The sequence below is a fragment of the Maribacter taeanensis genome (assembly GCF_047345145.1).
Classification (GTDB): domain Bacteria; phylum Bacteroidota; class Bacteroidia; order Flavobacteriales; family Flavobacteriaceae; genus Maribacter_C.
The window spans coordinates 1,165,557-1,191,696 of record NZ_JBLFER010000002.1; the positions used below are offsets into that span (position 1 = coordinate 1,165,557).

Consider the following 26,140-nt stretch of genomic DNA (forward strand, 5'->3'; position numbering starts at 1 on the left):
TGCCGTTATCCTCGAATATGCCAATAATGAAATCTCTTCAAGTCAATTTTTCTTTTTGCAATGTATTGTTACTGGCAACTTTAGTCTTGGTTCATATTTCTTGTAAAAACAATCTAAAGACATCTTCCGAAAAGGTTTCAAAAAAAGAAGTGGTTTCAGTAATCAAACCGACCGAAAGCCTTAAAAGAGCTAAACAGTTGAATTCAAATTGCTATACCGATAGTGGCAAGGCTAGTGAAGCGGGTACGCGAGTATGGTGCTGGTCAGATGTTAAAATAACTGAGGATTTAAATAGTGCTACAAATTTTTTTAGTTCGAATCACTTAGCGGTAAATAGCCATTGCAATAACGGAATGGTTACTGGTTCAGGCGATAGACTTTATTTTAAAGTAAATCCTACTACCCCAACGGCTCAAGAATGGTGTAAATATGACTTTAATTACAGGGCAGAAATAAGAGAACACCCGTCAGATGTAGATCACCCTGTAGGTACCGAGCAATGGTTTGGTTGGGACTATAAATTTGGAGAAGATTATGAAGCAGATGCGTTTAACGAATGGATCATGTGGCAAGTCCATGGTAGCTTTAAGAGCCCGGCAAACCCTTTGATTAGTCTTTGGGTGGCAAAAACCAATATGGCAAAAAAAACGAATACTGCAGGGGAAATTTTCGTAACCAATGCCGCGATAAATTCAAAGAATCATAAGTATACACCTACAGGTATAGTGCCCAAAGCGGGGCAAACTTTAGACATTGTGGTTCATGTTGTTTGGGGAGATGAAAATACAGGTCTTTATGAAGTGTGGATCGACGATAAACTCATTTACAGTGAACAAGAAAGAACGGTTTATCAAGAAGAACCAATAGGGGGTTATGCCAAATGGGGAATTTACAAATGGAAGTGGCAATCAGCATCAAATATTGCTAAGTCCGCAAGTGAAGGAATTATACAGCTAAATACATCTATGGGACCTTTAAGAGTTCTAATGAGACGACCAGGCGATCAAGATTACCTTCAAAATTCATTTGCACTTGTAAAGCCAAAATGAATTTAAATGCTGAAAATAGGTCTTAAAATTAATCTTCTCTAGGAATTTCGTCATTGATGGCGAACTTACTTACCTCAATGTTCAAACGAACAAATTGGCTGAACGCAACGGCAATAATAAATAGAAGTACAGGAATTATAGGAATTAAATGTCTTACTCTTCCATCTAAAAGTGTTAACCCTCCTATAAAAATTAGAGCCATTAAACCTAAAAATCGAATTTCGAATGAAGCTAGTTTTCGATTTTTTATCCCTAAGTAAATACTGAAAACCAAAAAGGTTAATAAGAACATATTGGGTATGATGTAAAGATAACTTGACATTTTTTGAGGGGTGTACGAATAGGGAGAATTGAAGAAAAGTCGAAAAGCGCTAGCCCCTGTATTTTTAATATACTTTAAAGGATATTGCTTAATATTTTCAATAGCTTTTTCTTTAAAAAGGGCATCCCTTTCTAGGTAAGAAAGAGGCACAAGACTTTGAATAAAATCACCATGATTATTAAACAATTCAGTTGTGCTATATTGCTCAGAATTATTTTCTCCTAAGACATCCTCTATACTCACCCAATTACCGTATTCATTCTCAAAAGGAGTAGATCTCCAATAGAGGATTTCTCCACCTTGTGTACCCCATAAAAATGCTTTTTCTGTTACGCTGTAGGTGTAAAGTAAATAAGGGACAGAAAAGAGAAAACCACCAATCAAAACGAATAAAAGGTTTCTTTTTTGAGTAGATCTTTTGACAAGGAATAAAAGCAAATAGAAAAGTATTGCAGCCAAGATCACGTATCCAAAAATAACTTTGGTCAATACCAAGACTCCTAAAAATGAAGCAGAAATTATAATCAGAGATATACTTTTGATTTGCGCTCTGTTTAATTTTATTAAGTAATATAAGAAACCACATATTAAGAAGAGTGTAAATGCTTCTGAATAAATGCTTGTCATGCATTTAAGTATAGGAGGATATAGCGCAAAAACGTAGCTAAGCATAATGGCCTTGTTAGGTTTAAGATAAAACCTCAAAGCTCTATAAAAGAAAACTACTGCAAATAGCATGAATGGTACATTCAATAACCGAATGAAATCATAGGAAGCATTCAGAATTACAGGCAAAAGAATTACCAATGGATACCCAGGCCCATTTCGCAATGAAGGATTGTCCGGTTCAGCATAATAACCATTTGCTAAATTGGTCGCATAGCTCATATGTCTCGGTTCATCACCTATTAACTCGCTTGAAGAAAAAACGGTAACGACGACAACATAAAAAATTAAAAGCGGTAAAAATGGTAATACAGTTTTTAAAAAGGAGCTTTTTTTCATGTACGCGTTCTTTAGCTACAATTTTTTATTCGCCTTTAAAACAGCAGAATTCAAATGAAAAAGCTCATCAAAATAGCGTTTCTTTTGAAGCGAAAGGAAGCCTAGCCCTAAGATTTGAATAGAAATTATTAAGGTAATACCTCCTACAACAAATGAGTATGGTCTCTGACGGTATACCTCTGAAACGGCTAAAGAAAATCTATTTTCAAATCCTTGTGTTAACTCAGCGGTCATGGGATATTGTAAATAGGTATTTATGAAAATCCAGACGATGATGTAAAGTGATATTAAAAATATTCCTATACCCAATAGCCAGAAAAACAAATAAGGCCTAAAAATAAAACTGTTTACTAAACCATTGAAAATACCTTTGATAATGCGCAAACTTGAGGTTCTTATTTTGCCAAGTTTCCGCTGTTCTGTCCAGTCTAAATGAGCTGGTATTTCAACTACTCTTGCTCGCAAGATATGGGCTTTAAAAATGAGTTCAGAATTGATGTCGAAAGTACTTGATTTGGTATTCACTGAACGAATGAATTCACCTTTAAAGGCTCTCACCATACCCGTGAACGTATAAATATTTAAGCCAGAGGCTTTGCGCATTATAAAATTGACGGTCTTGCTAAGAAGTAATCTTAAGCGAGGAACGGCGGTATTTTTACCTCCTGCCATGTACGGAGAAGCAATAACCATATCGGCTTCACATTCTACCGATTTTGCTAAGAGTCTTTCTATATGTTCTGGCGCATAGCTCAAATCGATATCGAGCACAATGACGTAATCGCCATGAGTATTTTGAAACCCTGTTCGTAAGGCAGTGCCTAAATTTCGATTGGTAATATGATGATGTACATTTAAAGTGTTATACTTCTTTGATAGCGCGTCAGATAGCGGTCCTGTTTGATCACTACTGCCATCATTTACGATCAAAATTTCCCAGCGGTATAGATCAGTTAAAGTCTCCAGATAGTCATACAGAAGAGCAACATTTTTTTCGATTAATGCTTCCTCGTTGTAAGCAGGAATTATAATTGAAACCAATGGTTTTGTTGTCTCCGTTTCTATTTTTTCTGTAGACATTTAGTTTGTTATGGTTCGTTATTTTTTTGGTTTTGTTTTTAGTTTTTACTCGGATGGATTCAATAAAACTAAATTGGTCAAACTGCTTGAGCTACAACTGATTTTAAAGACTTTTTGCTCATAATATTTTCTACATGAGTATTCATATTAACCAATGTATAGTGTTTTGCAAGTTTGTTCATTACCTTTTTAAAAATAAGTATTTTTCTATCACTACTAATATTCATTCCTGGAAAGAAGGCCAAACTTGTAATTTGATCTCCACCAATAAGATCTAAAGGATGGAGAAGAAAACTAGGTTCGGTTCGCGTTATTTTACACAAGAAAATGGCAATATTCAAATAAAACATCGCTAAATGAATAGAAATATTACTTAAATACAAAAGATAGCTTAGGTGAAAGGGAATTCGAAATACGGGCATTGTAGTGACCGGTAGTTCTAATAATTTTTTCTCTTTGCGAAACTTCCAGTAGTAAGGTTTTAATCTGCGAAATCCATCAGAAAATTTACCAAAAATTTCTTTACGATCTTCTTTTTCTTCTTTAGATAAATTTGAAGTGCTGAAGTAATAAAGTCTTGCTAGTGGGCCGATTACCGTTGGTAGTGTTGAAGCATCATAGGCATAACCTTTTTCTACTAAAACCTCCAAAAGAGTAGTGCTCCAGCTAAATCCAGGTCCGCGAAAACCATTGGGTGTCTTTCCTGTTACTTTTTCAATAATATCATGCGCAGTATCAATTTCGTTACGCATTTCCTCTTTGGTATATAGGTGCAACCAAGTCTCGTGTTTGAAAGAATGATTAGCAATATCGTGCCCTGCATCTGCTAATGCTTTTAGGTACTTATGATTAGCCTCAAATGCGGCGTCTTGACCAACAATAAAAAAGGTAATTTTTAGATTCAATTCATCTAAAACCTTAAGTATATGCGGCACGAAAATGTCGAGATATGAAGGGTATTCTTCCCAACCTTCTTCTCCATGAATTTTCATGTAAGACCATTGATTATCAAGATCAAGAGAAAGGCTTAATAAGGGCTTACTCATTTTATTTTTTTAAACAGTTTCTAGATGTAATGCTAATTCTTTTTTGAACTCTTTCATAAAGTCTTCAACATGATTTACCACCGAATTATTATTGAGTGTATCATTGACAAATTGTGACGTATTTAGCACAAAAAAATCAGGGTGCGCTGTCTTTATTTTGGGTATGATATCAGAATAGTTTAGTACCTGAAGAGGTTGTACTTTAAATGCTTTGTGAATATGAACGGATTCTACAGTCTTCATATCAAAGTCAGGGTACATGCTCTTAAACCCATTTAAGAATAGGTTCTCGAGTTCTTCTTCAGATTTTGACCAATATTCATGATCAGATGTGATGTACTTTGGAAAATAAGTGATATGACTGCCCTTTGTTTGTTCTAAATCGGCTAGTGAACTCATTCCAATTACCCCAGTAAATGGAACTTCCTTATCAGCTATATTTAAGACATAGTAAGGTGTCATAGATTGTTTTGTGACGAGTACCATACACACTACACCCAAATATTCCACAGTTCTGTCTTTTTTTGAAACATTGAATAGATCCGGAGAACTCACTTTTTCTAAAACATTTAGTGGAGCGGTAAATATTACTTTGTCAAAGTGCTCTATTGTATTTCCTACCTTAAGATCAATACCTCCTTTCGGATTAGTATTTATACTTTGAATAGTAGCATTTGTAGATACCGATGAACCTTTTTCGAGAAGTAATTTTTCCAAACGATCAAAAACGGTTTTATAGCCCCCTGAAACAAAGCCCATATGTTCTTTTTGAGCAGCTGAACTTCGCGCCTGAAAAAGCCGTTTGATATACGTCCAAATGAAAATTGCAGACACGCGATCATGGTTGTCTCCTAGTTTAGCTTTTAATAAGGGTGACCAAAATTTTTCATAGGTCCGTCTACCTCCAATTTTGACCAACCAGTCTTTTACAGAAATACCTTCTAGTTTTTTTCTGTCGTTAATTCGTGAGCCATAAAATATGGTGTAGGCCAATTTCATTTTATCAAAAATATTCAGGGGAGGAAAGAGCAAAAACTCTTTTGAACTGCTGATCGAATAGAACTTCTTATTCACATAATACCCCGTCATTGATCTACGCCAATTAAGATCATCTTCTAGTCCTAAATCTTTTATTAAGTCTATTAAATAATTGTCAGTGGGTAGTATGACATGATAAAACTTATCCCAAATAAAAGTTCCGTAATCATGATGAGTTGCTAGTCCACCAAGCTGCGAATCACTTTCAAATACTTTGACAGTGGCTTTGGTCTTTGAAATTTGATGAGCTAAAACGAGCCCCATAAAGCCTCCGCCAACAATACCTATTTTCATGTAGTTTCGACTTTGTTCATAGTGACTCTTTTCTGCCACTCATAGGTGATGCGTAGACCTTCTCTCATGCTAGTTTTGGCCTTTACACCCAATATTTTTTCTGCTTTTGAGGTATCTGGTACACGTCTCATGACATCTTGGTACTTTCTTCCACTTGATATCTCATTATATGGAATAAGCTGTATATCGGCTTTGGTCGTTTCGTCAGCAATTTCATTGAGCATTTCAGCTAATTCAAGAATAGTTATTTCTTCGTTAGCTCCGATATTGAATATTTCGCCATTCGCTTCTGATTTCATGGCTGCAGCATAAATACCTTCTACGGTATCGTTTACAAATGTAAATGTTCTCGTCTGCTTGCCATCACCATGTATTGGGATTATTTTATTGTTTAAAATACAATCAATAAACACCGATTGTGGACCACCCCACCAAGATAAATGTTGATGAGGACCGTAAGAGCCAAAGAAACGTAGCATAACTACAGGAAAATCATAATCTTCCATGTAAGCCAAGGCCAAATGCTCATCAAATAGTTTAGAAACTGCATAAGCCCATCGCGGTACTTTTGAGTCACCAAGAACGCAATTACCGTCTTCTTTAAAAGGAATATCTGGACTCATGCCATATACATCAGATGTTGAGGCAAGTACAAATTTGGTTTTGGTTTTACGAGCAAACTCAAGCATATTCTCACTTCCCTTTGAGTTAATTTGCAGGGTAGCTACAGCATTTCCATATCTAGGAATTTTAAATGCGGCTAAATGTATTATTACATCAAAGTCATCACCTAGATTGTCAATAGTAGATTCTTCTAAAATATCCTTCTCAAGGAAGTCAAAGTTTGCATGATGTTGGAATTCTTGTATATTTTCTAACCTCCCCATTGAAAGATTATCAATACCGACAACATAATGTCCTTCTTTCAATAGCTTACTCAATAAGTTTGAGCCTAGAAAACCTGCAACACCAGTTACCAAGACTTTTTTGGAAGTTGTACTCATTCGATTTGTTTTGTAATGGTTAAAATAGTTGGTTTAATTAATCATCAAAGGCGCATAATTCCTAACATATTTAAACTCGAAGGAATGATCATAAACCCTTCGTTTAGAGTTGCACTTAATCGATGAAGGGCGAAAGATACTTATATTGACAGATGCTGCTTGAAAAAATCTTTGTATTGCAAAAGTTATCGATAAGATGTAAAACTAAGAATTGCAAATACTTAAGAAAAATCTGCTAAGCTATGATTTAATCGTCTCTTATAAACCAAAAGGCAGTGCATATGCCCTGGCTTTTTCTGTACTCGAGATGAGTACTTCTAAATTATTCTAAGATTGGTTTTTATTCAGACCACACAGAGGGAGTTGTTGTTGAAGGTATTTCAACTTCAAGATTGGATGGTCAATTATGGCAAATTTTTCTTCAAAAAAAGTGATAGCAATTGGAAACCAATAGTAAGTTCAGGTTTTTGATAATAATGATTCTTACTGCAATTCGCAAATAACAAGGTCATCATGTAGGCTGTTAATGAAGAGTTTCGGAATCGTTAATGGAAAAAGAGAGGAAAGGAAAATTGGATAAGAATAACATTAAATTATTAACTAACTAGTTCCCAAATCCGAGCTTATCATGCTCATTTTCACAAAATTTTCGTAAGTCCAAGTTTTCCTATCTCAAATCTTTGTTCATTTCACTGCGCTAACTTTTATATTTTAAGACCATACCTCCATCTTAATGTTTGTTGAATAACAAAAATTGCTTGTTATTCCATGACTTCTATTCCACTTTGAAAATAAAACCTCAAATAAATCTATTAAATACCTCCGATTATGATAGGTTAAAACCTCCAAAAATCAGAGGTTTTGCATGCTTATTTTTATGATAAAACCGCGTATTTTGCCCTATTATAACGAAAAATGGTAGTTTGTCGAAAGTAGCTTGAAAAATGCAATTTTCGAGATGTTTGCATAGTTAACTTAAGATAGTTTAACCCTTAAAAAAGTTAATTATGAAAGCAAAAAACCTAGTATTTGTATTAGCTGTTTTATTCGTTACTGGCATGTTTACGTCTTGTTCAGATAACGCTGTAGCAGATGATAATCTTTATGACTCAATTGAAAAAAAGGAAGTTAAAAACGAAGATACCTAGCGGTTTTTGGATAGCGATGGCAATAGTTAGTTTGTCATCGCTTCCTTATTTGCACGAAGCAATTACAACTTTTAATAGCGGTCTGCAAAAATGGGTGCCAATCTTGGGCATCGAAAATTTTCTAACAGACAATCAAGGAAAAGTTTTAGGTTTTTCAACCTATAGAATGTTCCTCTATACACTTTTTATTTTTCTCTTTACTGAGTTCAGCTGGCTGGCATGGCTCTTTGTTTCAAAACGTACATCTTACTATTATGCCCTTTTCATACCTGTTGTTATGGGAGCCTATCAAATCTTGATTATCCTATTCAACTTAAGAAAGTCTGTGGCCAATACACCGGAAGTAAAACTCATCCTTTTGCTCGGTATAAGTCTTATTTCGGTGTTGGCCTATCTTAAGAAAAATAGATTTAATCTCTCCACTTCAATTATATGGCTGTCTATCATTTCAATTAGTACGCTCCCCTATTTGCATGACATCATCACTTTAAGAGACGCTTCATTACGTAGCTGGGTTCCAATAATTGGAATAGAAAGCTTTCTCACAAATAGTGATGGGGTAGGCGGGTTTTGGTCCTACAGATCGTTCGTTTATTTTCTAATGCTACATCTTTATGCCCATCTGGGTTGGCTGGGAGCTTTCATTTATTATGGTGCAAGAAAAAAGAAACCAAGGCCATTTCTTTTAGTACCTGTCATTATTAGCTTGTATTCGGTCATTATAATTCTTCTAAACTGGCAGGAGACAGGCTTCAATAAACCAAATATAAAATTTTATATAACATTAGCGCTTAGTGCACTTCTAGCATTAAATTTCTTTTTTAACGATAAATTAAAAATTCAAAATAAGGTAACAAGAAAAATATAGACAATATGAAGAAAACTAATTCAGAAATGTTCCATTTGAAAAAAGGAATACCATCTGACGGAACTAGATTCGGATTTATAAATAGATTACAAACTGGTGTTGGAGCATTGTTACAAAAAGTAAATACTATATTGTATCAGGTGGCAGATTCCAAACCTTATCAATTGGACTATCAAGAAGTAGAGGAAAAATATTATGAGCTTGGTTTTGGTGATATTGACGAATTTGCGAGTTCATATGCCTTGGGTTGGGCCATGATGAATGACTTTGTAAATGACAATGTCCTTAAGCAGGCTGTTTATGAAGAGGTAAGGATTCATCTATGGCAAAAGAGAGGGCAGGGCGAGATTGAGTAAGAATTATATTAAAGCAAGAGTTAAACAGACCTAAAATTCAAAGCTGACTTTTTGGTGGTTTTTTTAATTAAAATAAGAGTATAGAGTTGTCTTATTCATAGCTCTACAAAAAATAAAACCCTAATAATCAATTGATTATTAGGGTTTTCTGTACTCGAGATGGGACTTGAACCCATACGGACTAATGTCCATTGGATTTTAAGTCCAACGTGTATAATATCAAATTCATGTAAATAATCTGAAAATCAATTAGTTAAAATATTTTAATTTTTTTTACTATCAAATAAAAGCATATAATATGGCCATTTGTTGTACCTATGTTGTACCTGAAAAAGAACTGTAAAATATGAATTTTTGATATGTAATATTATCAATTGTTGTACCTATGTTGTACCTAAAATTGTTATATTTAATTATGTAAAATAGTATTATGACATCAAAAACACAGCTCGTACTTCGTAAGAAGCCTAACAAACAGGGGCTTTACCCCTTGGCTGTTCGTATTACTAAGAACAGAAAGTCAAATTATTATTTTATCGGACATTATATTGAATTAAGGCATTGGGATGATAAAAAGAGAACGGTACGGAAATCCCACCCAGACGCTGACATGTTAAACAAATTACTTATTACAAGAGCCTCAGAAGCGAATCGAGCCCTAATTGAACTACAATCTAACCGAAATGATATTTCATCTATTCAAATAAAAAGAGAAATTACAAACACGTTGGATTATTTTACATTTTGGGAGGTTGCGGAAGAATATCTCCAGGAGCTTAAAAGTGATGGAAAGCTTACAAGGTACTATTCAGATAAGGTTAGAATAAATCATGTTGTTGCTTTTTTTGAGTCAAAAGAACTATCCTTCCCTGAAATTGATGAGGTATTTTTAAGACGGTTTAGGTTATACCTTAAAAATAAGAGAAATCTTTCTGAGAGATCTGTGGTAAATAATTTTGTAGTTATCAGGACACTATACAATAGGGCAATTGGTTTGGGTATTATCGATAAGAAGAATTACCCCTTTGGTAAGGGGAAAATAGCCATAAGGTTCCCGGAAACGGAAAAAATTGGTTTAACGATTGAGGAGATTCAAAGAATAGAACGTATAAGCAATTTGTCTTCTATGGAGTTGCATAGCAAAAATATTTGGCTTTTTTGTTTTTACCTTGCAGGTATTAGGGTAGGGGATGTACTTAAAATTAAGTGGAGTGATATCTACGATGGGAGGATACACTATAGAATGAACAAAAACTCAAAGTTACTTTCACTTAAATTACCTAAAAAATTAATACCTATTTTAAGCTATTATCAATATGATAGACAACATTCCAGTGGTTTAATTTTTCCTGAACTTAAAAAAGCCGATTTAAAGAACAATCAAGATATTTATACCAAAACAAGAACTGCTACCAAGAAATTTAATAAATATTTAAAGAAGATTGCAGAAAAAGCGAATATTGACAAAAAGATTACTATGCATATAGCCCGTCATAGTTTTGGCAATATAGCAGGTGATAAAATACCTGTTCAGCTACTCCAGAAGCTTTATCGACATTCCTCGATTACTACAACAATGCAATATCAATCGAATTTTATGACAAAGGAGACAGATGAGGCTTTGGACAATGTTGTTGGGTTTTAAGGAATATTCTCTAAAATGGAAGTATTATATCCCAAATTAGGATGTTTTCGTTCAATAATCAAGACCGAACAATATAAAGTTTCTTCTCAACTCGAATTCGGAACTCTTATGAAAGAAGGACAACGGTTTAAGTTTAAAAAGAATCTTGATTCCAGCTAAATGAAACTATAAATTATTACTACAAACAAAACAATTTGGAAAAACTCGTTTCTAAATATTGATACAAAAGACTCATCGTACCGAAATATTTTTATGAAATTACTTTCAGATTGAAAACTAAAAGCTCTAAAACAAAAAAAAGAGGGTACCTAGCCCTCTTTTTACTTGAAATTCAAGAGTCTCGAATTTCACCTAACCAACAACAACGAATTCTGATCTTCGATTCCGCTGATGTTTTTCTTTACTACAAGAAGTATTGTCATCACACTCGTTTGTGAGTTGTGTTTCTCCATAACCTCTTCCTGTTATTCTGGATTTATCGATGCCCTGTTTGATAAGGTAAGTGATTGTGGATTTTGCTCTACGATCTGAAAGTGCTATGTTATAGGCATTGTTTGCACGGCTATCCGTATGTGAACGCACATCTACTTTGGCAGAAGGGTACTTTCTCATATATGCCAATACCTTTTCTAAAATAATTCTTGCGTCAGCACGTATGAATGACCTGCCAAAATCAAAGTAGATGGGTTCGAGTTTAAGGTATTTAGCCAGGTTGGTACCGGTCGGGGCCTGTTCAACTTGCGACAATAACAGTTCGATTCGTTCAACTGGCGAACCATTCTTGTTTTCGAAGTTCGCAGCTCCTTTTTCATAGGATTCCTTTTCCCCTACGACCATATAATTCCCTTCATTGCACCTTCCTTCGAGCGCAAAAGTTCCATCCGTATTAGAAATAGTTTCAGAGATTTTCTCGTTTTTACTATCATAGACGATTACGTTGGCGTTAGAAAGAATGGCCCCTGTCTTCTTGTCCTTTACGATACCGGCGATATCCTTGAGGCATTCGAAATCAAGTGGCCTGAGTTCAAGAAAGGAGTAGATATCATCACTTCCACGTCCATTGACCCTATTGGAAGCAAAGTAGCCTTGTTTGGTATCATTGTCAATGATAAGGGAAAAGTCATCATAGATACTGTTGATGGGTTCCCCCAGGTTTACGATATCACTGTTCTCCAAATTCTTGACATCGGTAGCGAAGATGTCCATGCCACCGAGTCCCGGGTGACCATCGGAGGCAAAATAGAGGATATCATCTTCTGTAATAAAAGGAAAAGTCTCCTTACTTTCCGAATTGATCTTGGGACCTAAATTCACAGGTGTTCCCAAAGAACCGTTCTTACGGATCTCGGCCACCCAGATATCGGACTGCCCCATGGTACCGGGCATGTCGGAGGAGAAATACAATTTGTCCTCCGCCTTGTTCAGGGTAGGATGCGCCACAGAATAATTATCGGCATTAAAGGGCATGGATTCAAGATTTTCCCATTTGCCATTTTTGAGGGTGGCCCTGTAAATTTGAAGTCTACTGACTCCATCATCATCTCTTCTGAATCTTCCGTCTATTCCGTTGTTTCTAGTGAAATATACAGTATTGCCATCCTTGGTGAATGCCGTGGACGATTCGTGCAGTTTCGTGTTCAGTTTGCCTGAGAACGGACCGATATCCATAAAATCCCCACTGCTGGAAGGCGTAGCGGTATACAGGTTCAAGAACTCCTTTTTGTTCCAGTTATGCACATTCTTCGAACCGATACTGGTATCCCTTGCCGTTGAGAATACGATATTCCCCTTATGAAAGGAAGGGGAAAAATCGGACTCGGACGAATTGATGGAAAGACTATCGATGGTATATCCGCCGGAGCGTTCCGCTATTTTTTTAAGGTAGTCCCTGTTACTTGAAAAGTTCCTACCGCGCTGGTCGCCTTGCTTTGCGGCATTCAACTTTGCGATCCACTGGTCCGACTCATCGTATTTTTCGATGGTCCTGAGACTGACCGCATAGCGGTACATATGTTCCTTGTCGATGGCATCCGGCCCGAGATCCGCTAACATTCCGTACCATTTGGCAGCTTCCCGGTAGCTTGCATTGAAGTAGTTGGCATCACCCAGGTTTTGATAGGTTTCAGGGGAGGTATTTCCGTTCTCGACAAGGGCTTCGTACTGATCGATCGCCTTATAGTAGTTATAATCGGCAAAGCTCTTGTTGGCCTTTGTTATTTTTCTGTCCTGTGCGTTTGCTGAAGACAAAGCGATTACCGAGACAAGGCACAGATGTAGTATTTTATTTCTCATTGTGTGGATTTGTTAAAAGAACCTTGGTGTAATTACCCTGTTACGTTTGTTGAACAGCTCGTATCGAAGAAAGACCTCGAAAGAACCGTCATTGAATGAGGTGTTCCCGAGTTCCGTGATCTCCCTGTCATAGCCCAGGCCAAGTAGCAGGCCATCGGTGATCTGGAAACCTGCCATGGCACTAAGCGCGGCATCCCAGCGGTAAGCGGCACCTAGAATGAACTTTTCATTGATCAGGAAGTTAGTGGAAAAGTCCGCTTGAAGTGGCGCACCCCGGACTGCCTTGAACAATAAAGCAGGTTTTAATTTCAAGTTCGGGTTCAAGTCAAAAACATAACCCGTAATGAAATAGAGATTGATACGCTCTGTTGCCAAGAAAGAACTTGCGGCACTGGTATTATCGAAATGCTCGGTCTCCAAGAAGTTGGGTATGGATGCCCCAAAGTAAAAACGCTCTGTATGATAATAGAGACCTGCACCGAAATTCGGGGAGAACTTATTATCGATATTTGGTATACCCCCTGCACCTTGTTCATCGGTGAAACCTTGCAGTCTGGTAAAATCGAGGTTTAGGAGATGCCCCCCTGCCTTTATTCCAAAGGATAACTTACCTTGATCGGATACGGGAACCGTATAGGAGGCAGCGATATCGAAATAGGTCTGCTGGCTTGTACCGTTACCGATTTCGTCGTTCACCACTGATAAGCCCAAGCCCACTCTTTTACCAACGGGGGAGTGGATGTTAAAGGTCTGGGTTTTCGGGGCCCCTTCGAGTCCCACCCATTGTGTACGATAGAGCCCCGCCATACTCAGCACCCCACGATTACCTGCATAGGCGGAGTTTATGGCAAGTGTATTGTACATGTACTGGGTATACTGCGCATCTTGCTGGGCGATTGCCGCCCCGGTCGAGGCGACGATCAGTACAAGTGCAATAAAATATTTCTTCATGATATTATTTCGTTTAATAGTTATGGTTTACTCGATAATCGAGATTTAAAATGTTCCGAGGCTTGCCTCGACACTATAAGGTCTTTTCTTTTCGAATGCCTCGGGGGACTGCCCCGAAGTTGTTTACTGGTTAATGTATAAGTATCCCGACTTAGCCTGGCTGACTCCATTGTCATCATAGTTGACCACATAGAAGTATACCCCTGCAGGCAGGCTTTCACTTTCGTTGACAACTGCACGTCCGTTGGAGATACCCCTAAAGGTGTTCGTTTCATTATCATAACCCGTAGCACTGAACACTTTCACACCCCATCGGTTGAAAATTTCTACTGTGTTATTTGGGAATTGCTCAATGTTCTTAATTCTGAAAGAGTCATTGATACCATCACCATCAGGGGTCATGAGGTTATTACTGATTTCCAGGTCACAAGCCGAACCTGCTGGTGGCGTACCACCGATTGATTCACATGGATCTAATGGATTCGTATCATCAAGAACCTCTTGACTATCATTGATACCATCACCATCCGTATCTGGGTTATTAGGATCTGTTCCTAATAGCTTTTCCTCAGCATTGGTCAGATCATCCCCATCACAATCTGCAGCATTCCACGCTGCGCTAGGTGCAACTGTTGCATTGGCAAGTACAAAATCACATGGGTCTTCAGGTTCCGTACCATCTGCTTCTTCTTGTTCATTGGTAACTCCGTCACCATCACAATCTGACATGGTAAAGTTTGGGCCCAGTGGTTCGGTGATACTAGCTTCGACAAAGTCACAAGCATTTGTTGGGTCGGTGCCATCCATACGTTCTTGTTCGTTAGTGACCCCATCACCATCACAATCAGAGACATTCCATACTGCTTCTGGAGCTAGTACGATGTTTGTATACACTAAGTCACATTGATCAAGTTGGTCTGTACCATCCGTAACTTCCTGTTCTGTTGGAACTCCATCACCATCATCATCAATATCTTGGAAGTCGTGTATACCATCTCCATCGGTATCCCTAGGAGTGTAAGTGACGTCACCGCCATTTGGATCATTCTGTACGACATCTGGAATACCATCCGTGCCAACAGGGCCATCTATTCTTCCGTCACCATCTAGGTCAGCTATACCATGACCAGCTTCATCTACATCATTGATTCCATCACCATCGGCATCCGTATCTAAGCGATCTACAATTCCGTCACCATCGGTATCCAAGAAGTCGAAACCATTTTGCTCTTCCACATCTGTAATACCATCGTTATCATCATCGAGGTCTTCGGAATTTTTAAGTCCGTCGCCATCCGAATCCAATTCAATAATTGTCGGGTCATCTGGATCGCCATCAGCATTATCATCCACATCATCCGGATTATTCGGATCATCAGAAGTATCGGTAACAGGATTATCCATCGGATCTCTAGCGGTAACTGTCGCTACATTGGTAAAGCTCTCCGCATAGAAATCATTTAGGGTAATGGTATACGTAGCGATTACCGTCGCCGTCTCACCAGGTGCTAACGTAGCCACTGGGGAACCGGAGGTAATCGTGGCGTTGTTATCCGTCACGACAACATTTGACAAGGTCGTATTGCCAGTATTGGTCACCACCATATTGTATGTGATAATATCATCAGCTGCACTGAAGGACGAAGGCATAGCTTCTTTTGTCAATGAGATACTCGATTGCTGTGGTGCATCCAAGACCGTTGGGTCGTCAGGTTCACCATCATTATTATTGTCGGTGTCTAACTGTTCATTCGGATCATCAGAATCATCAGTGATGTCCATATTGTTAGCATCTTTGCCAATTACCGTTGCAAGGTTTGAAACCTCTCCCGCATCAATGTCAGCTTGAGTAATAGCGTAAATGGCAGTGAAAGAGGTATCATCCATATCTCCCGGAAGCATAGTTGCAATAGGTCCACCAGAAACAGTAACTATTGGGTCATCAATACGTACATCAGTTAGAGTGATATTTCCGGTGTTTTCAACTTTAAATGTATACGTCATGGTTTCTCCTACTTGTGCTAAACCATCCTTATTTTCATCAGTAAACACACCAACCTTTTCTAAACTAATCTCAGGATTTGCAGGTAAATCGATTACTGTTGGATCATCGGGATCTCCATCCCCATCAAGATCAATATTGACAGGGTTATCAGGATCATCAGAGAAATCACTAACGCCCATAATAGGTCCGCCAATATTATCAGTACCAGTAACCTCGGCTTGATTTTCTATCGTGCCAGCTTCCACATCAGCCTGTGTTAATGTGTACGTTCCTGTGAAGGTAGTATCATCGAACTGAGCCGGATCAAGATCAATCGGTCCACCCACTACTGTAATCAATGGGTCGGTTATCGCAATACCAGTAATGGTTACATTACCTGTATTTCGAACGTCGAAGCTGTAGGTTATTGTTTCACCAGCGTCGGCAAAAGTATCTCCGTTTTCATCATTGAACATTGCTGTTTTGAACAAGAACAACTGAGGGCTAGTTTCAATTTTCACTACTGTATCATCTTCAGGGTCAACGGTAGTAGGGTCATCGGAGGTGTCCGTCACATCCATGTTGTCTGGATCTTTACTTGTAACAGTTGCCCTATTAACTACTTCCTCTGCATTGATATCAGCAAGCGTCAAAGGATAGCTCGCGGAGAAGGTCGTATTATCACTCGCACCTGGTGCAAGGGTAATCGGCCCACCCGTAACGGTTACTTTTGGATCATTGATGGTAATTCCCGTTAGGGTTACATTACCTACATTTCGTACATCGAAAATATATCCAATCGTTTCACCAATTTGTCCTAGTCCGTCCGTATTGGTATCTACAAAGGCGCCCGTCTTAAATATTTCGATTTTCGCATTTTTTAGTAATGGAATAACCGTATCATCATCAGGATCACCATCTCCATTATCGTCAGTATCCGCAGTGTTATTTGGATCATCAGAATTATCTGTGATATCTGCATTGTTCGGATCTTTACCGGTAACCACGGCTGCATTGGTAATACTTCCATTATCAATATCAGCTTGTGTCAAAGTATAAAGTGAAAAAAATGTGGTGGTATTCACAACCCCTGGTTCTAGATCAAGCGGTCCACCGGAAACGGCAACTAAAGGATCATTAATAGTAACTCCAGTCAAGGTCACATTACCTGTGTTTTCAACCGTAAAGCTATATCTGATTTTTTCGCCAGCATTCGGGAATCCATCAGCATCAGCATCTTCCAATACACCTGTTTTTAACAAGGATATTGAAGGTTCTTGTGTAAAGTCTTGAACCGTTGGATCATCAGGATTACCATCACCATCAGGGTCATCGTCCGTAGCATTTGTTGGATCATCAGAATCATCTGTGATATCTGTTCCACCAGGGTCCTTACCAGTTGCTACAGCAGTATTTGCAAAGCTTCCGTTATCAATATCTTCCTGTTTGATAACGTAACTTGCTGTATATGTTGCGCTGTCAACAGCGCCAGCAGCTAAATCAATGGTTGTAGCGGGAGTAACCGTTGCCAAAAGATCAGTTACTATTACATCCGTAAGGTCAACTGTCCCTGTGTTGGTAACAACAAAAGTGTAGTTAATGGTATCACCAACATCATCGCGACCACTGCCATTTGTGTCGACCAAGGTGGCGATTTTTGTTATTGAAATATCTGCACAAGGATTAACTGCTCTATCTACATAATCAGCTGTTCCAGCATTTGTTTCGGTAGGAGCGAGGTAACCTGTACCAGAGGTAACAAGGCCATTTTCATCCACTGTTAATGGTACATCACCTAGTTCCCCGTTATCATTGTCATCAGCGAAACCAGCTTCTAAAGCATCTGAGCAACCATCGCCATCACTATCTGTGTTCAGATAATCGGATGAGTTATTGTTTCCGGTATCTCTAGGATTCATAACCCCTGTTCCTGAGCTTGTTGGAATACCATTCGTCGTGGTATTGTCCGCATTATTATCGTCATCATCTGCTCTTCCATCGTCGTTTGCATCAGTTCCTCCGGATTCGATAACATCATAAATACCGTCGTTATCAGCATCCAGATCTAAATGGTTAGGTACGCCATCCCCATCAAAATCATACACATCAGGAATACCATCTCCATTAGTATCCGTATAATCTGTTGTGGTAGAATCTCCTCCATCACCATTATCAGTAGTATCTTGCCAGTTCGGGATACCATCACCATCTTCATCACCTGTCGTATTGTTTCCTTTGGATTCTACGATATCTAAAATACCATCGTTGTCATCATCCAAATCAATACTGTCTACAACACCATCCATATCGGTATCGGGGTCACAAATAGAACCTGGTCCTCCATCAAGAACGGCAGCAACAATACCTGTATCATAAGCAGCTCCAGCTACTAAACCAGTTGTGCCAACTGTTGGTGTTCCAATTCCGAAGACCCCATCATCACGACCATCAATCAATAATCCGTCATAGGCTTCGTTTGCATCAGAACAACCATCGTCGTCACTATCAAGGTCTAAGTAATCAGGTATGTTATCACCATCCGTATCTTCACAAACCGTATTCACGAGCCAACCAATGGTCATTCGTTGTGCACCTGCAGTTTGTTGTTCATAGGTAAGTTGGGTAATGCCTTTTGAAAGTAATAGGGGAGAAGTACGGTCTGCAGCTCCGCCTTGCGCTGTATTGGTATATTGTAATGAATTTTCGCAAACCCCACCATCGGTAATAACATAAGTTACTGGGGTAGGCCCTAAATCTTCAAGCAATTCCCAACCACCACCATTTGTGGTATATCTGACGAATTCAGCTCCATTGGTTGCGGCTTCACCTTCTGAGGCAATAATGTCGGCGTCAATAGGATTACCAGCTGAATCTACGGCGGAGAAACTTAATACATAGGTATGATTTCCATTTTGTGTGAAGGCAATGTTGTCTTGAATGGAGGGATCCATCAAATAACCGCTTCCGGCTAATGATCCATTTGGATAATATGCTTCGTTTGTGGAAGGTGGATTGGTCACCGAAACCACAGTGATGGTAAGTACGTTCCCCTCTAAATCGGTTACGGTTTGTACATCACCAGTATTTGCCCTATTATCAGCAAAATCGACATCGTTGAAAGCTATCCATTGAATGACATCGGAAAATTTACCACCTACACTTGTACTATTTACGGTAGCATTGCACTCATCTGTATCTAAAATACCATCGTTGTCGTCATCCAAATCGACAACATCTTTAATTCCATCTCCGTCATTATCTGGTCGGTCATCGGTATCATCGCAGGCATCTGCAATACCGTCGCCATCTAAATCAGGGCCAATGGTAATTACATCTTTAAAGGTCGCTTGACCTGTACCAGCTACAGTTGGTACTCCGTACGAAGCACTTGCTGGGTCTATGTCTACTGCTGTTGGGTCGTCTGTAAGACTACCATTTGCTATGATATCTGCTGTAGTAAATGTGCCTACCGCTTCTATGGCATCTACACAACCATCACCATCACTATCTGTTTCTTGACTATCAGGGATACCATCACCATCACTGTCACCTACTTCATTTACATCTAAAATACCATCATTGTCATCATCTAGATCATCATTATCGGAAATACCATCCATGTCAGTATCAACAGGAGGTACACATGCTGTGGCATCAGAAGCGTCAAAATAAGCTGCGGTTGTTGTTTGTCCTGTTCCGACGACAATCGGTACTCCATAAGTAGGACTTGCGGGGTCTGTATCGACAAGATCGCCAAGGCTGTTATCACTATCTACATCAGCAGTCATAAACGTACCTGCTGCTTCTACAGCGTCCGGGCACCCATCGTTGTCGGAGTCGGTATCAAGGTGGTTTGGAATACCATCACCATCTGTATCTCGTAAGAATTCAGGTGATGCAGGTGGTGCGAGGGGTGAAGAAGCTCCATCATTTGAAGAAGTTGCAGAACCTTGTGCGACCAGAGTTGCAGATGGACTTGTAGTATCATAATTATCAATTCGAAAAATTTGACCGGTTACATTACTAGCGAAGAAAAGCTCCACTTGATTAGTAGTTGGGTTTAATGACTGAAAAGATGCACCAAACAAGCCTGAGACAGTTGGCAAACCACTTATTGCAGTTGAAATAACTGGTACCGTTGCCCCATCGGTTACACCACCACTTATATCGATTGACAACAAGTCCGCTCCACCAGACACATTCGGCTCGAAATGATAGAATTTTCCTCCGATTTGAGTGAAATCGTCAACGGCGAAATTAGGATTATTAAGTTTGAAATCCTTGGTTATCAATCCCGTAGAAAGATTAATAACAGCAATTTCCATAAAATCTTGAGCGTAAAGTTGACCATTGTAAATATCGCCTGCGGTGGTACTATTAATACCAGTAGCACCTACTTTGAATAATTCACCATCTCGATCATAATAAACCAAATCTCCTTTCGTAAGAACCACACCCGTCGCATCGATTGCACCAGTATTGTTACGTTTCACAATAGCATAAATAAAGCCAGAAGCGGTATCAAATCCGGCCGAGTTAATATTGGCATCAACACCAACCCCAATTGGCACATAAGTGTTTGATAGTGAGCTAAAGGTGAATAACTGGCCTTCAGGATAGGTCACACCATCGATTGTAACACCGTTAAGTATCTGGAACCAACCTGTCTTGGTTGGATCGAATGCATCGGGTGCACCAACAGTCCCGGGCTCTGGTACGATACCCGCTTCTACCGTATCAAGGATACCGTCATTGTCATCGTCCAGGTCTAAGGCATCCGCTATACCATCACCATCGAAATCTTGCGCATAAACAGGACAAATGGAAAATATAAGAAAAGAGAGGACCAGAAAAGTATTCAGAGCTTTGAAGCAGTTTCTCTTTTTATCATTAATGAATAGAGTTATATAGGTGGCTATGTTCATGGTAAATAATTTTTGTTTTTGCAATTACTTATAATAAATACAGAAAATTCTTACAATGTTGTGTAAGGGGTATTTTTTGTTGTGAAAACAATGAAATTTGGAGTTATGCCGGTCTGACTTAAGTATATCTTTATAAAGAAAAATTCACATAATCGATTTAAAGTCAAACCGATGCCTATTTCCCGAGGTTTTCTATGTGAAGTGTTTCGGAAAAATGAGATTAGTAATTAGCTGGATGTTATATAATTACAAATCTTTTTGTAATAAAACAGATAAAATTAAAGGCGCTTTAAACCATTCCGGTCTATTTGTAATGGTAAGGGTATATGTTCTTTAATGGCTCTAGCTTAATATTTGGTTAGGATTACTATATGTTTGAATATGGTATATTCTATTCCCATTACCTAAGTTTTAACAATTTCTTTTTTTATTTAAAATAATATTTTTAGACAGGTTTGTCTAAAAATATTATTCTTTTCTATCTTTGATCTTAAAGATTGTTTAGAAATTATGAAAGCACGTGATAGAATTTTAAAAACGGCTTCAAAGTTATTTCATACCCGAGGGTACAATTCGACAGGTATAAATCAGATAATTGAGGAAGCCAGTGTAGCCAAAGGAAGTTTTTACTACAATTTTAAATCAAAAGAAGAAGTGTGCATTGCATTTTTAAATGCAAGACATACGTATTGGTTTGAATCACTTAAAAACTTTATCGAGTTAAAAGGGAATCGGGAACATCCCATATTACTTGCTTTCTCTTTTCTAATTGATATGAACATAAAGGAAAATTTTAGGGGGTGTAGTTTTCTAAATATTCTCTCAGAAATCCCCAGTGACAATTCAAAAATCCTAAAAGTATTACAAAATCATAAAAAGGATTTGCGACAATATATTTCATCATTGGTGAAGAACGGAGACTTGTCAGATCATATTTACCTTTTGTTTGAAAGTTCAATAATCGAAAGTCAACTATATAGAGACCAATGGCCTGTAAAGAAATCGAAAGAAATTGTTAAACATTTAATTCAATAAAACTATGGAACAAAAACATCCACTACCCCCTTTCAATGAGATAAAAGCATTAAAAAAAGTACAGATGGCAGAAGATGCCTGGAATTCTAAAGATCCAGTTGCCGTATCTATGGCCTACACAGTAGATACAGAATGGCGTAATAGGATTGACTTTATCAACGGCCGTGATGAAGTGCAAGCTTTCTTGAGAAAAAAATGGGAAAAAGAACTCAATTATAAATTAAAAAAACAACTATGGAGCTTTAGAGATAATCGTATTGCTGTAAGATTTGAGTATGAATACCAGACTAAAGATGGGCAATGGTATAGAGCTTATGGTAATGAAAATTGGGAGTTTGATGATAACGGTTTCATGAAGAAAAGATTTGCTAGTATTAATGACCTTCCGATTTCCGAAACCGACAGGAAACTCTAATTGTTACTTGCAATCAGTCTGATATTCTAATTACTTAGGACCAAAAGTATCTGGATTTGAGAGGCCATCTTTTTTATGTTCAAGTAAAATTAACAAAAATCTATTACGGACAAATTTGTCCGTAATAGATTTTATCCTTACTTTTAAAGCAGATTTGAGAAATAATTATGTTTTCAAAGGCTTGTGAATATGGAATGAAAGCAGCTATTTTTATAGCCTCACAATCCTCGCTAAATAAACGTGCTAGTCTAAAAGAGGTAGCATCGGAAATTGGCTCTCCAGAGGCATTTACGGCTAAAATTCTTCAACGGCTCGCTGGAAAAGGAATTTTAGAGTCTACAATAGGGCCAACAGGTGGATACATCATCGAAAAAGAAAGAGCGGAGAAAATTATGCTCAATGAAATTGTAGATGCCATAGACGGTAGTTCTGTTTATACCAATTGTGGACTTGGATTAAATAAGTGCAACGCAAACATACCATGTCCTGTACATGATAAATTTTCGATTATTCGAGAAGAATTAAGAAAAATGCTTATGACTACCGGTCTCTTGGAGCTTTCTAGCAATCTCGAAATGGGACATTCGGTATTGATACGTTAAAAAATTGAAATAAACTCGGAGTAAAAGGTCTATAACTCTACAATTAAATGATAGTAAGGCAACTTAGCCAGTAAAGTAAATGTTTTCTATATCGAAAGAGGTAAAATGAATTTTCATAAAACCAAAATAAAACTAGTAAGAGCTTATGAAGTAGGGGAACCCAAAATGTTTGTTCGAATACTAGTCGATAGATTATGGCCAAGAGGATTATCAAAACAAAAATTGGAAATTGATTATTGGGAAAAAGAACTGGCCCCTTCTGTAGCGTTAAGAAAGTGGTATCATGAAGATTTAAGCAGGTGGAGTGAATTTAAAGAAAGATATGAGTTAGAAATGGAAGTTAATAAGGTCTATCTAAGTCAATTCCTTTTTAAAATGGCTGAAGAAGAAGAAATACATCTCATATATGGGGCTAAGAACAAAGAAGAAAATCATGCTATTGTCTTAAAGAAATTCTTGGATTCCCTAAGACAATCGATTGAGAACAGACAACTAAACAAATAATATATGGAACCTAAGATTGCTCAAAAAGAACCTTACAAGGTTTATCTAGAAGAGGACAAAAAATATTTTTGGTGTTCCTGTGGAGAAAGTCATAACCAACCCTATTGTGATGGTAAACACGTTGGAACCGAGTTTCTCCCTTTGCAATACACACCCTCGAAATCAGGAGATTTTTATTTTTGTGGTTGTAAAAGAACGAACACACAGCCATTATGCGATGGTACACATTCAAACCTTTAAATAATAGAAATATGAAGACAGCACTTATATATAACAATTTAGAATATAGAGAAGATAAACCAGCGGTAACTATACTACTTGAAACTTCCTTTACCAAAGAAATCCGTATAACACTAAAAAAAGATCAGATTATGAAGGAGCACCAAGCGCCTTTTCCCATAGTAGTCCATATTATCGAAGGAAAAATTGATTTTGGTGTTGACAATAGAATCTTGAAATTGGAAAAAGGCGGATTAATAGCTTTGGAAAGTAGTGTTCCACATGACTTAAGAGCTGAAGAAGATAGTATAATCCGTCTAACATTGAACAAGGCTGATAAGGCCAGTAGGGTAGAAAAAGTCGCCAATTGATAACATAGTCATAATGGGAAATAAAACGATTAACAATGAACAAGGACATTGGGTATTGGCCAAAATGGGCAAAAGGGTGCTCCGACCAGGAGGAAAAGAACTGACCCTGAAATTAATAGATCATCTGAATATCAATTCAAATGATTCTGTAGTAGAGTTTGCTCCAGGGTTAGGAGATACTGCATCTATCGTATTGCAAAATGATCCCAAAACATATATAGGAATCGAGCTGAATGAAGAAGCTGCAATATTATTACAAAAGAAAATAGGTGGCAAAGGAAGAGAAATCATTGTTGGTAATGCTACTAAATCAACACTACCGGATACTTCTGTGAAAAAAGTTTTTGGAGAAGCCATGCTCACCATGCAGGCAGATCATAGAAAATCGGAAATTATTAAAGAAGCACACCGTATTCTGCAACCGGGAGGACTCTATGGAATCCACGAATTAGGAATGTTAGATGACACCAAGGATATAACAAAACAATGGATACAAAAGTCACTTGCGGAAGTTATAAAAGTTAATGCTAGACCTCTTATGGTAAAAGAATGGGTTAACCTATTGGAAAAAGAAGGTTTTGTTATTAAAAAAATAGAAACCAATTCGATGCAGCTCCTGGAAACGAAAAGAGTAATAGAGGACGAAGGCTTTTTTCGAGCAATGAGGATTGGTTTTAACATCCTTACACATCCATCGGCCCGTCAAAGAATTTTAGCCATTCGACGGATATTCAGGAAACACGAGGAATATCTAAATGGCGTAGCAATAATTGCCGAGAAACAATAGGAAGAGAATCTTAATTATAAATCACTAAAAAGTAAGAATTATGAATACACAAGAAGTAGCGAACCGTTTGGTAGAATTATGCCGTAAGGGTCAAAATATGCAAGCTGTTCAAGAACTTTATGGTAAGAACATTGTTAGTAAAGAAATCTCCGGCTCACCTAATGAGCTTACGCATGGATTCGATGCCGTTACTAAAAAGGTAGAAAGCTTTTTAGCTAGCATTGAAGCATTCCATGGAGTTGAAGTTTCAGACCCAAATGTTGCAGAAAATCATTTTAGCTGTGCGATGAAAATGGACTTGACTTTTAAAGAGCAAGGACGTGTAACAATGAATGAAATCAATGTATACAAAGTAGAAGATGGTAAAATTGTTGAAGAACAATTCTTCTATTAAATGCCAATAAAGTATAAACTTGCTAAGAATTAGAGAAGAGCTATGGAAACGATACAAATGAAAATCAACGATTTAAATAGTCTTGCCGTACAAGGTAGAGGTTTGGAAGCTTTCGACAAGTATTATGACGATGATGTAATAATGCAAGAAAACGAAAACACACCAACCGTCGGTAAGGCTAATAATCTAAAACGAGAAAAGGCCTTTTTTGAAGAGTTTGAAGAATTCAATATGATTGGGCCCCTTAAAGTAGCTGTTGGAGAAAATGTCTCAATGGTAGAATGGCACTACAAATTCATTCATAAGAAGAATGGACCAGGAGAATGGACACAGGTATCCGTACAAGAATGGAAAGAGGGCAAAATAATAAAAGAGAAATTTTACTATAATTCAAAATAATATGAGTGAACATAATTTATACCCAGAGATAGATAAAGAGCTTGCAACAGAAATGGCCTCTTTATCAAAAGGAAACATAGACGTTTGGAGAAACTTCAGTAGAACGGTATTTAAAGCGGGAGAGCTTTCTGAAAAGACGAAGCAGTTAATTGCCATTGCAGTTTCCCAGGTTACCCAATGCCCCTATTGCATAAGGTCTCATACGGCACAAGCATTAAAAAAGGGAGCTACAGGCGAAGAAATAATGGAAGCCATTTGGGTCGCTGCTGAAATGAAAGCTGGGGCGGCATATGCACACTCTGCTCTTGCTGTTGATGAGATACAAAAACGGCAAAAGGCACAGTAGTTATTTTGTCACAGAGACAATTTAGATAAAACTGAGGCTGCGCAGGTGTTGGTTAAATAAA

At 37.8% G+C, this 26,140-nt stretch carries 22 protein-coding genes; 14 read left to right on the top strand and 8 right to left on the bottom strand.

What is annotated here, in order from left to right; all coding sequences use genetic code 11:
- Positions 1 to 26: 26 nt before the first annotated feature.
- Positions 27 to 1,049, top strand: coding sequence for a heparin lyase I family protein (locus ACKWCD_RS10870; protein ID WP_413983974.1), 1,023 nt, complete (start codon positions 27 to 29; stop codon positions 1,047 to 1,049).
- Positions 1,050 to 1,077: 28 nt separating this feature from the next.
- Here the strand turns inward: ACKWCD_RS10870 and ACKWCD_RS10875 are convergent, their stop codons facing one another.
- From ACKWCD_RS10875 to ACKWCD_RS10895, 5 genes are all read right to left on the bottom strand, one after another.
- Positions 1,078 to 2,376 carry a hypothetical protein gene (locus tag ACKWCD_RS10875; RefSeq protein ID WP_413983975.1) on the bottom strand — a complete coding sequence of 433 codons (1,299 nt, stop codon included), beginning with the start codon at positions 2,374 to 2,376 and terminating at the stop codon, positions 1,078 to 1,080.
- Between the two features lie 15 nt (positions 2,377 to 2,391).
- On the bottom strand, positions 2,392 to 3,456 hold the full coding sequence (locus ACKWCD_RS10880; RefSeq protein ID WP_413983976.1) for a glycosyltransferase family 2 protein: 1,065 nt from the start codon (positions 3,454 to 3,456) through the stop codon (positions 2,392 to 2,394).
- A 77-nt stretch (positions 3,457 to 3,533) separates the two neighbouring features.
- Positions 3,534 to 4,502 (bottom strand): polysaccharide deacetylase family protein, encoded by a 969-nt coding sequence (locus ACKWCD_RS10885; protein WP_413983977.1) that lies wholly within the window; start codon positions 4,500 to 4,502, stop codon positions 3,534 to 3,536.
- Positions 4,503 to 4,511: 9 nt separating this feature from the next.
- On the bottom strand, positions 4,512 to 5,834 hold the full coding sequence (locus ACKWCD_RS10890; protein WP_413983978.1) for an NAD(P)/FAD-dependent oxidoreductase: 1,323 nt from the start codon (positions 5,832 to 5,834) through the stop codon (positions 4,512 to 4,514).
- Positions 5,831 to 6,838, bottom strand: coding sequence for an NAD-dependent epimerase/dehydratase family protein (locus tag ACKWCD_RS10895; protein WP_413983979.1), 1,008 nt, complete (start codon positions 6,836 to 6,838; stop codon positions 5,831 to 5,833). Before ACKWCD_RS10895 ends, ACKWCD_RS10890 begins: the two co-directional genes overlap by 4 nt.
- 1,104 nt (positions 6,839 to 7,942) lie before the next feature.
- Between ACKWCD_RS10895 and ACKWCD_RS10900 the strand changes: the two genes are divergently transcribed.
- The 3 genes from ACKWCD_RS10900 (at position 7,943) to ACKWCD_RS10910 (ending at position 10,855) form a co-directional block, all read left to right on the top strand.
- Entirely contained in the window at positions 7,943 to 8,854 is a 912-nt protein-coding gene (locus ACKWCD_RS10900) for a hypothetical protein (RefSeq protein ID WP_413983980.1), read from the top strand.
- 5 nt (positions 8,855 to 8,859) lie between these two features.
- Positions 8,860 to 9,210, top strand: a complete 351-nt coding sequence (locus ACKWCD_RS10905) for a hypothetical protein (protein ID WP_413983981.1) — start codon at positions 8,860 to 8,862, stop codon at positions 9,208 to 9,210.
- 430 nt (positions 9,211 to 9,640) lie between these two features.
- Positions 9,641 to 10,855 (top strand): tyrosine-type recombinase/integrase, encoded by a 1,215-nt coding sequence (locus ACKWCD_RS10910; protein WP_413983982.1) that lies wholly within the window; start codon positions 9,641 to 9,643, stop codon positions 10,853 to 10,855.
- Between the two features lie 351 nt (positions 10,856 to 11,206).
- Here ACKWCD_RS10910 and ACKWCD_RS10915 read toward each other — a convergent pair whose 3' ends face one another.
- The 3 genes from ACKWCD_RS10915 to ACKWCD_RS10925 form a co-directional block, all read right to left on the bottom strand.
- Complete coding sequence (locus ACKWCD_RS10915) at positions 11,207 to 13,147, bottom strand: OmpA family protein (RefSeq protein WP_413983983.1); 1,941 nt, start codon at positions 13,145 to 13,147, stop codon at positions 11,207 to 11,209.
- A 12-nt stretch (positions 13,148 to 13,159) separates the two neighbouring features.
- Positions 13,160 to 14,098, bottom strand: coding sequence for a PorP/SprF family type IX secretion system membrane protein (locus tag ACKWCD_RS10920; RefSeq protein WP_413983984.1), 939 nt, complete (start codon positions 14,096 to 14,098; stop codon positions 13,160 to 13,162).
- A gap of 123 nt (positions 14,099 to 14,221) precedes the next feature.
- Complete coding sequence (locus tag ACKWCD_RS10925) at positions 14,222 to 21,007, bottom strand: DUF7507 domain-containing protein (protein WP_413983985.1); 6,786 nt, start codon at positions 21,005 to 21,007, stop codon at positions 14,222 to 14,224.
- A 510-nt stretch (positions 21,008 to 21,517) separates the two neighbouring features.
- Between ACKWCD_RS10925 and ACKWCD_RS10930 the strand changes: the two genes are divergently transcribed.
- The 10 genes from ACKWCD_RS10930 to ACKWCD_RS10975 all read left to right on the top strand — a co-directional run bounded on the left by ACKWCD_RS10930 (position 21,518) and on the right by ACKWCD_RS10975 (position 26,079).
- Entirely contained in the window at positions 21,518 to 22,042 is a 525-nt protein-coding gene (locus ACKWCD_RS10930) for a TetR/AcrR family transcriptional regulator (RefSeq protein WP_413983986.1), read from the top strand.
- Between the two features lie 4 nt (positions 22,043 to 22,046).
- The gene (locus ACKWCD_RS10935) at positions 22,047 to 22,457 is read left to right on the top strand and encodes a DUF1348 family protein (protein WP_413983987.1); all 411 of its coding nucleotides are present in this window, start codon (positions 22,047 to 22,049) and stop codon (positions 22,455 to 22,457) included.
- A 167-nt stretch (positions 22,458 to 22,624) separates the two neighbouring features.
- On the top strand, positions 22,625 to 23,059 hold the full coding sequence (locus ACKWCD_RS10940; protein WP_413983988.1) for an RrF2 family transcriptional regulator: 435 nt from the start codon (positions 22,625 to 22,627) through the stop codon (positions 23,057 to 23,059).
- Positions 23,060 to 23,164: 105 nt separating this feature from the next.
- Positions 23,165 to 23,563 (top strand): DUF488 domain-containing protein, encoded by a 399-nt coding sequence (locus ACKWCD_RS10945; protein ID WP_413983989.1) that lies wholly within the window; start codon positions 23,165 to 23,167, stop codon positions 23,561 to 23,563.
- A 3-nt stretch (positions 23,564 to 23,566) separates the two neighbouring features.
- On the top strand, positions 23,567 to 23,803 hold the full coding sequence (locus ACKWCD_RS10950) for a CDGSH iron-sulfur domain-containing protein (RefSeq protein WP_413983990.1): 237 nt from the start codon (positions 23,567 to 23,569) through the stop codon (positions 23,801 to 23,803).
- Between the two features lie 11 nt (positions 23,804 to 23,814).
- A complete protein-coding gene (locus tag ACKWCD_RS10955; protein WP_413983991.1) occupies positions 23,815 to 24,153 on the top strand; it encodes a cupin domain-containing protein in 339 nt (112 codons plus the stop codon).
- Positions 24,154 to 24,166: 13 nt separating this feature from the next.
- Positions 24,167 to 24,940: a class I SAM-dependent methyltransferase gene (locus tag ACKWCD_RS10960; protein WP_413983992.1), complete on the top strand. Its 774-nt coding sequence runs from the start codon at positions 24,167 to 24,169 to the stop codon at positions 24,938 to 24,940.
- A gap of 40 nt (positions 24,941 to 24,980) precedes the next feature.
- Positions 24,981 to 25,334: a SnoaL-like domain-containing protein gene (locus ACKWCD_RS10965; protein ID WP_413983993.1), complete on the top strand. Its 354-nt coding sequence runs from the start codon at positions 24,981 to 24,983 to the stop codon at positions 25,332 to 25,334.
- A gap of 42 nt (positions 25,335 to 25,376) precedes the next feature.
- Positions 25,377 to 25,733: a nuclear transport factor 2 family protein gene (locus tag ACKWCD_RS10970; RefSeq protein WP_413983994.1), complete on the top strand. Its 357-nt coding sequence runs from the start codon at positions 25,377 to 25,379 to the stop codon at positions 25,731 to 25,733.
- A 1-nt stretch (position 25,734) separates the two neighbouring features.
- Positions 25,735 to 26,079, top strand: coding sequence for a carboxymuconolactone decarboxylase family protein (locus tag ACKWCD_RS10975; RefSeq protein ID WP_413983995.1), 345 nt, complete (start codon positions 25,735 to 25,737; stop codon positions 26,077 to 26,079).
- Positions 26,080 to 26,140: the final 61 nt, after the last annotated feature.

Coding starts and splice junctions, on each gene's coding strand:
- ACKWCD_RS10870 (WP_413983974.1), top strand. CDS start 27: ATGAAATCTCTTCAAGTCAATTTTTCTTTTTGCAATGTATTGTTACTG.
- ACKWCD_RS10875 (WP_413983975.1), bottom strand. CDS start 2,376: ATGAAAAAAAGCTCCTTTTTAAAAACTGTATTACCATTTTTACCGCTT.
- ACKWCD_RS10880 (WP_413983976.1), bottom strand. CDS start 3,456: ATGTCTACAGAAAAAATAGAAACGGAGACAACAAAACCATTGGTTTCA.
- ACKWCD_RS10885 (WP_413983977.1), bottom strand. CDS start 4,502: ATGAGTAAGCCCTTATTAAGCCTTTCTCTTGATCTTGATAATCAATGG.
- ACKWCD_RS10890 (WP_413983978.1), bottom strand. CDS start 5,834: ATGAAAATAGGTATTGTTGGCGGAGGCTTTATGGGGCTCGTTTTAGCT.
- ACKWCD_RS10895 (WP_413983979.1), bottom strand. CDS start 6,838: ATGAGTACAACTTCCAAAAAAGTCTTGGTAACTGGTGTTGCAGGTTTT.
- ACKWCD_RS10900 (WP_413983980.1), top strand. CDS start 7,943: ATGACTCAATTGAAAAAAAGGAAGTTAAAAACGAAGATACCTAGCGGT.
- ACKWCD_RS10905 (WP_413983981.1), top strand. CDS start 8,860: ATGAAGAAAACTAATTCAGAAATGTTCCATTTGAAAAAAGGAATACCA.
- ACKWCD_RS10910 (WP_413983982.1), top strand. CDS start 9,641: ATGACATCAAAAACACAGCTCGTACTTCGTAAGAAGCCTAACAAACAG.
- ACKWCD_RS10915 (WP_413983983.1), bottom strand. CDS start 13,147: ATGAGAAATAAAATACTACATCTGTGCCTTGTCTCGGTAATCGCTTTG.
- ACKWCD_RS10920 (WP_413983984.1), bottom strand. CDS start 14,098: ATGAAGAAATATTTTATTGCACTTGTACTGATCGTCGCCTCGACCGGG.
- ACKWCD_RS10925 (WP_413983985.1), bottom strand. CDS start 21,007: ATGAACATAGCCACCTATATAACTCTATTCATTAATGATAAAAAGAGA.
- ACKWCD_RS10930 (WP_413983986.1), top strand. CDS start 21,518: ATGAAAGCACGTGATAGAATTTTAAAAACGGCTTCAAAGTTATTTCAT.
- ACKWCD_RS10935 (WP_413983987.1), top strand. CDS start 22,047: ATGGAACAAAAACATCCACTACCCCCTTTCAATGAGATAAAAGCATTA.
- ACKWCD_RS10940 (WP_413983988.1), top strand. CDS start 22,625: ATGTTTTCAAAGGCTTGTGAATATGGAATGAAAGCAGCTATTTTTATA.
- ACKWCD_RS10945 (WP_413983989.1), top strand. CDS start 23,165: ATGAATTTTCATAAAACCAAAATAAAACTAGTAAGAGCTTATGAAGTA.
- ACKWCD_RS10950 (WP_413983990.1), top strand. CDS start 23,567: ATGGAACCTAAGATTGCTCAAAAAGAACCTTACAAGGTTTATCTAGAA.
- ACKWCD_RS10955 (WP_413983991.1), top strand. CDS start 23,815: ATGAAGACAGCACTTATATATAACAATTTAGAATATAGAGAAGATAAA.
- ACKWCD_RS10960 (WP_413983992.1), top strand. CDS start 24,167: ATGGGAAATAAAACGATTAACAATGAACAAGGACATTGGGTATTGGCC.
- ACKWCD_RS10965 (WP_413983993.1), top strand. CDS start 24,981: ATGAATACACAAGAAGTAGCGAACCGTTTGGTAGAATTATGCCGTAAG.
- ACKWCD_RS10970 (WP_413983994.1), top strand. CDS start 25,377: ATGGAAACGATACAAATGAAAATCAACGATTTAAATAGTCTTGCCGTA.
- ACKWCD_RS10975 (WP_413983995.1), top strand. CDS start 25,735: ATGAGTGAACATAATTTATACCCAGAGATAGATAAAGAGCTTGCAACA.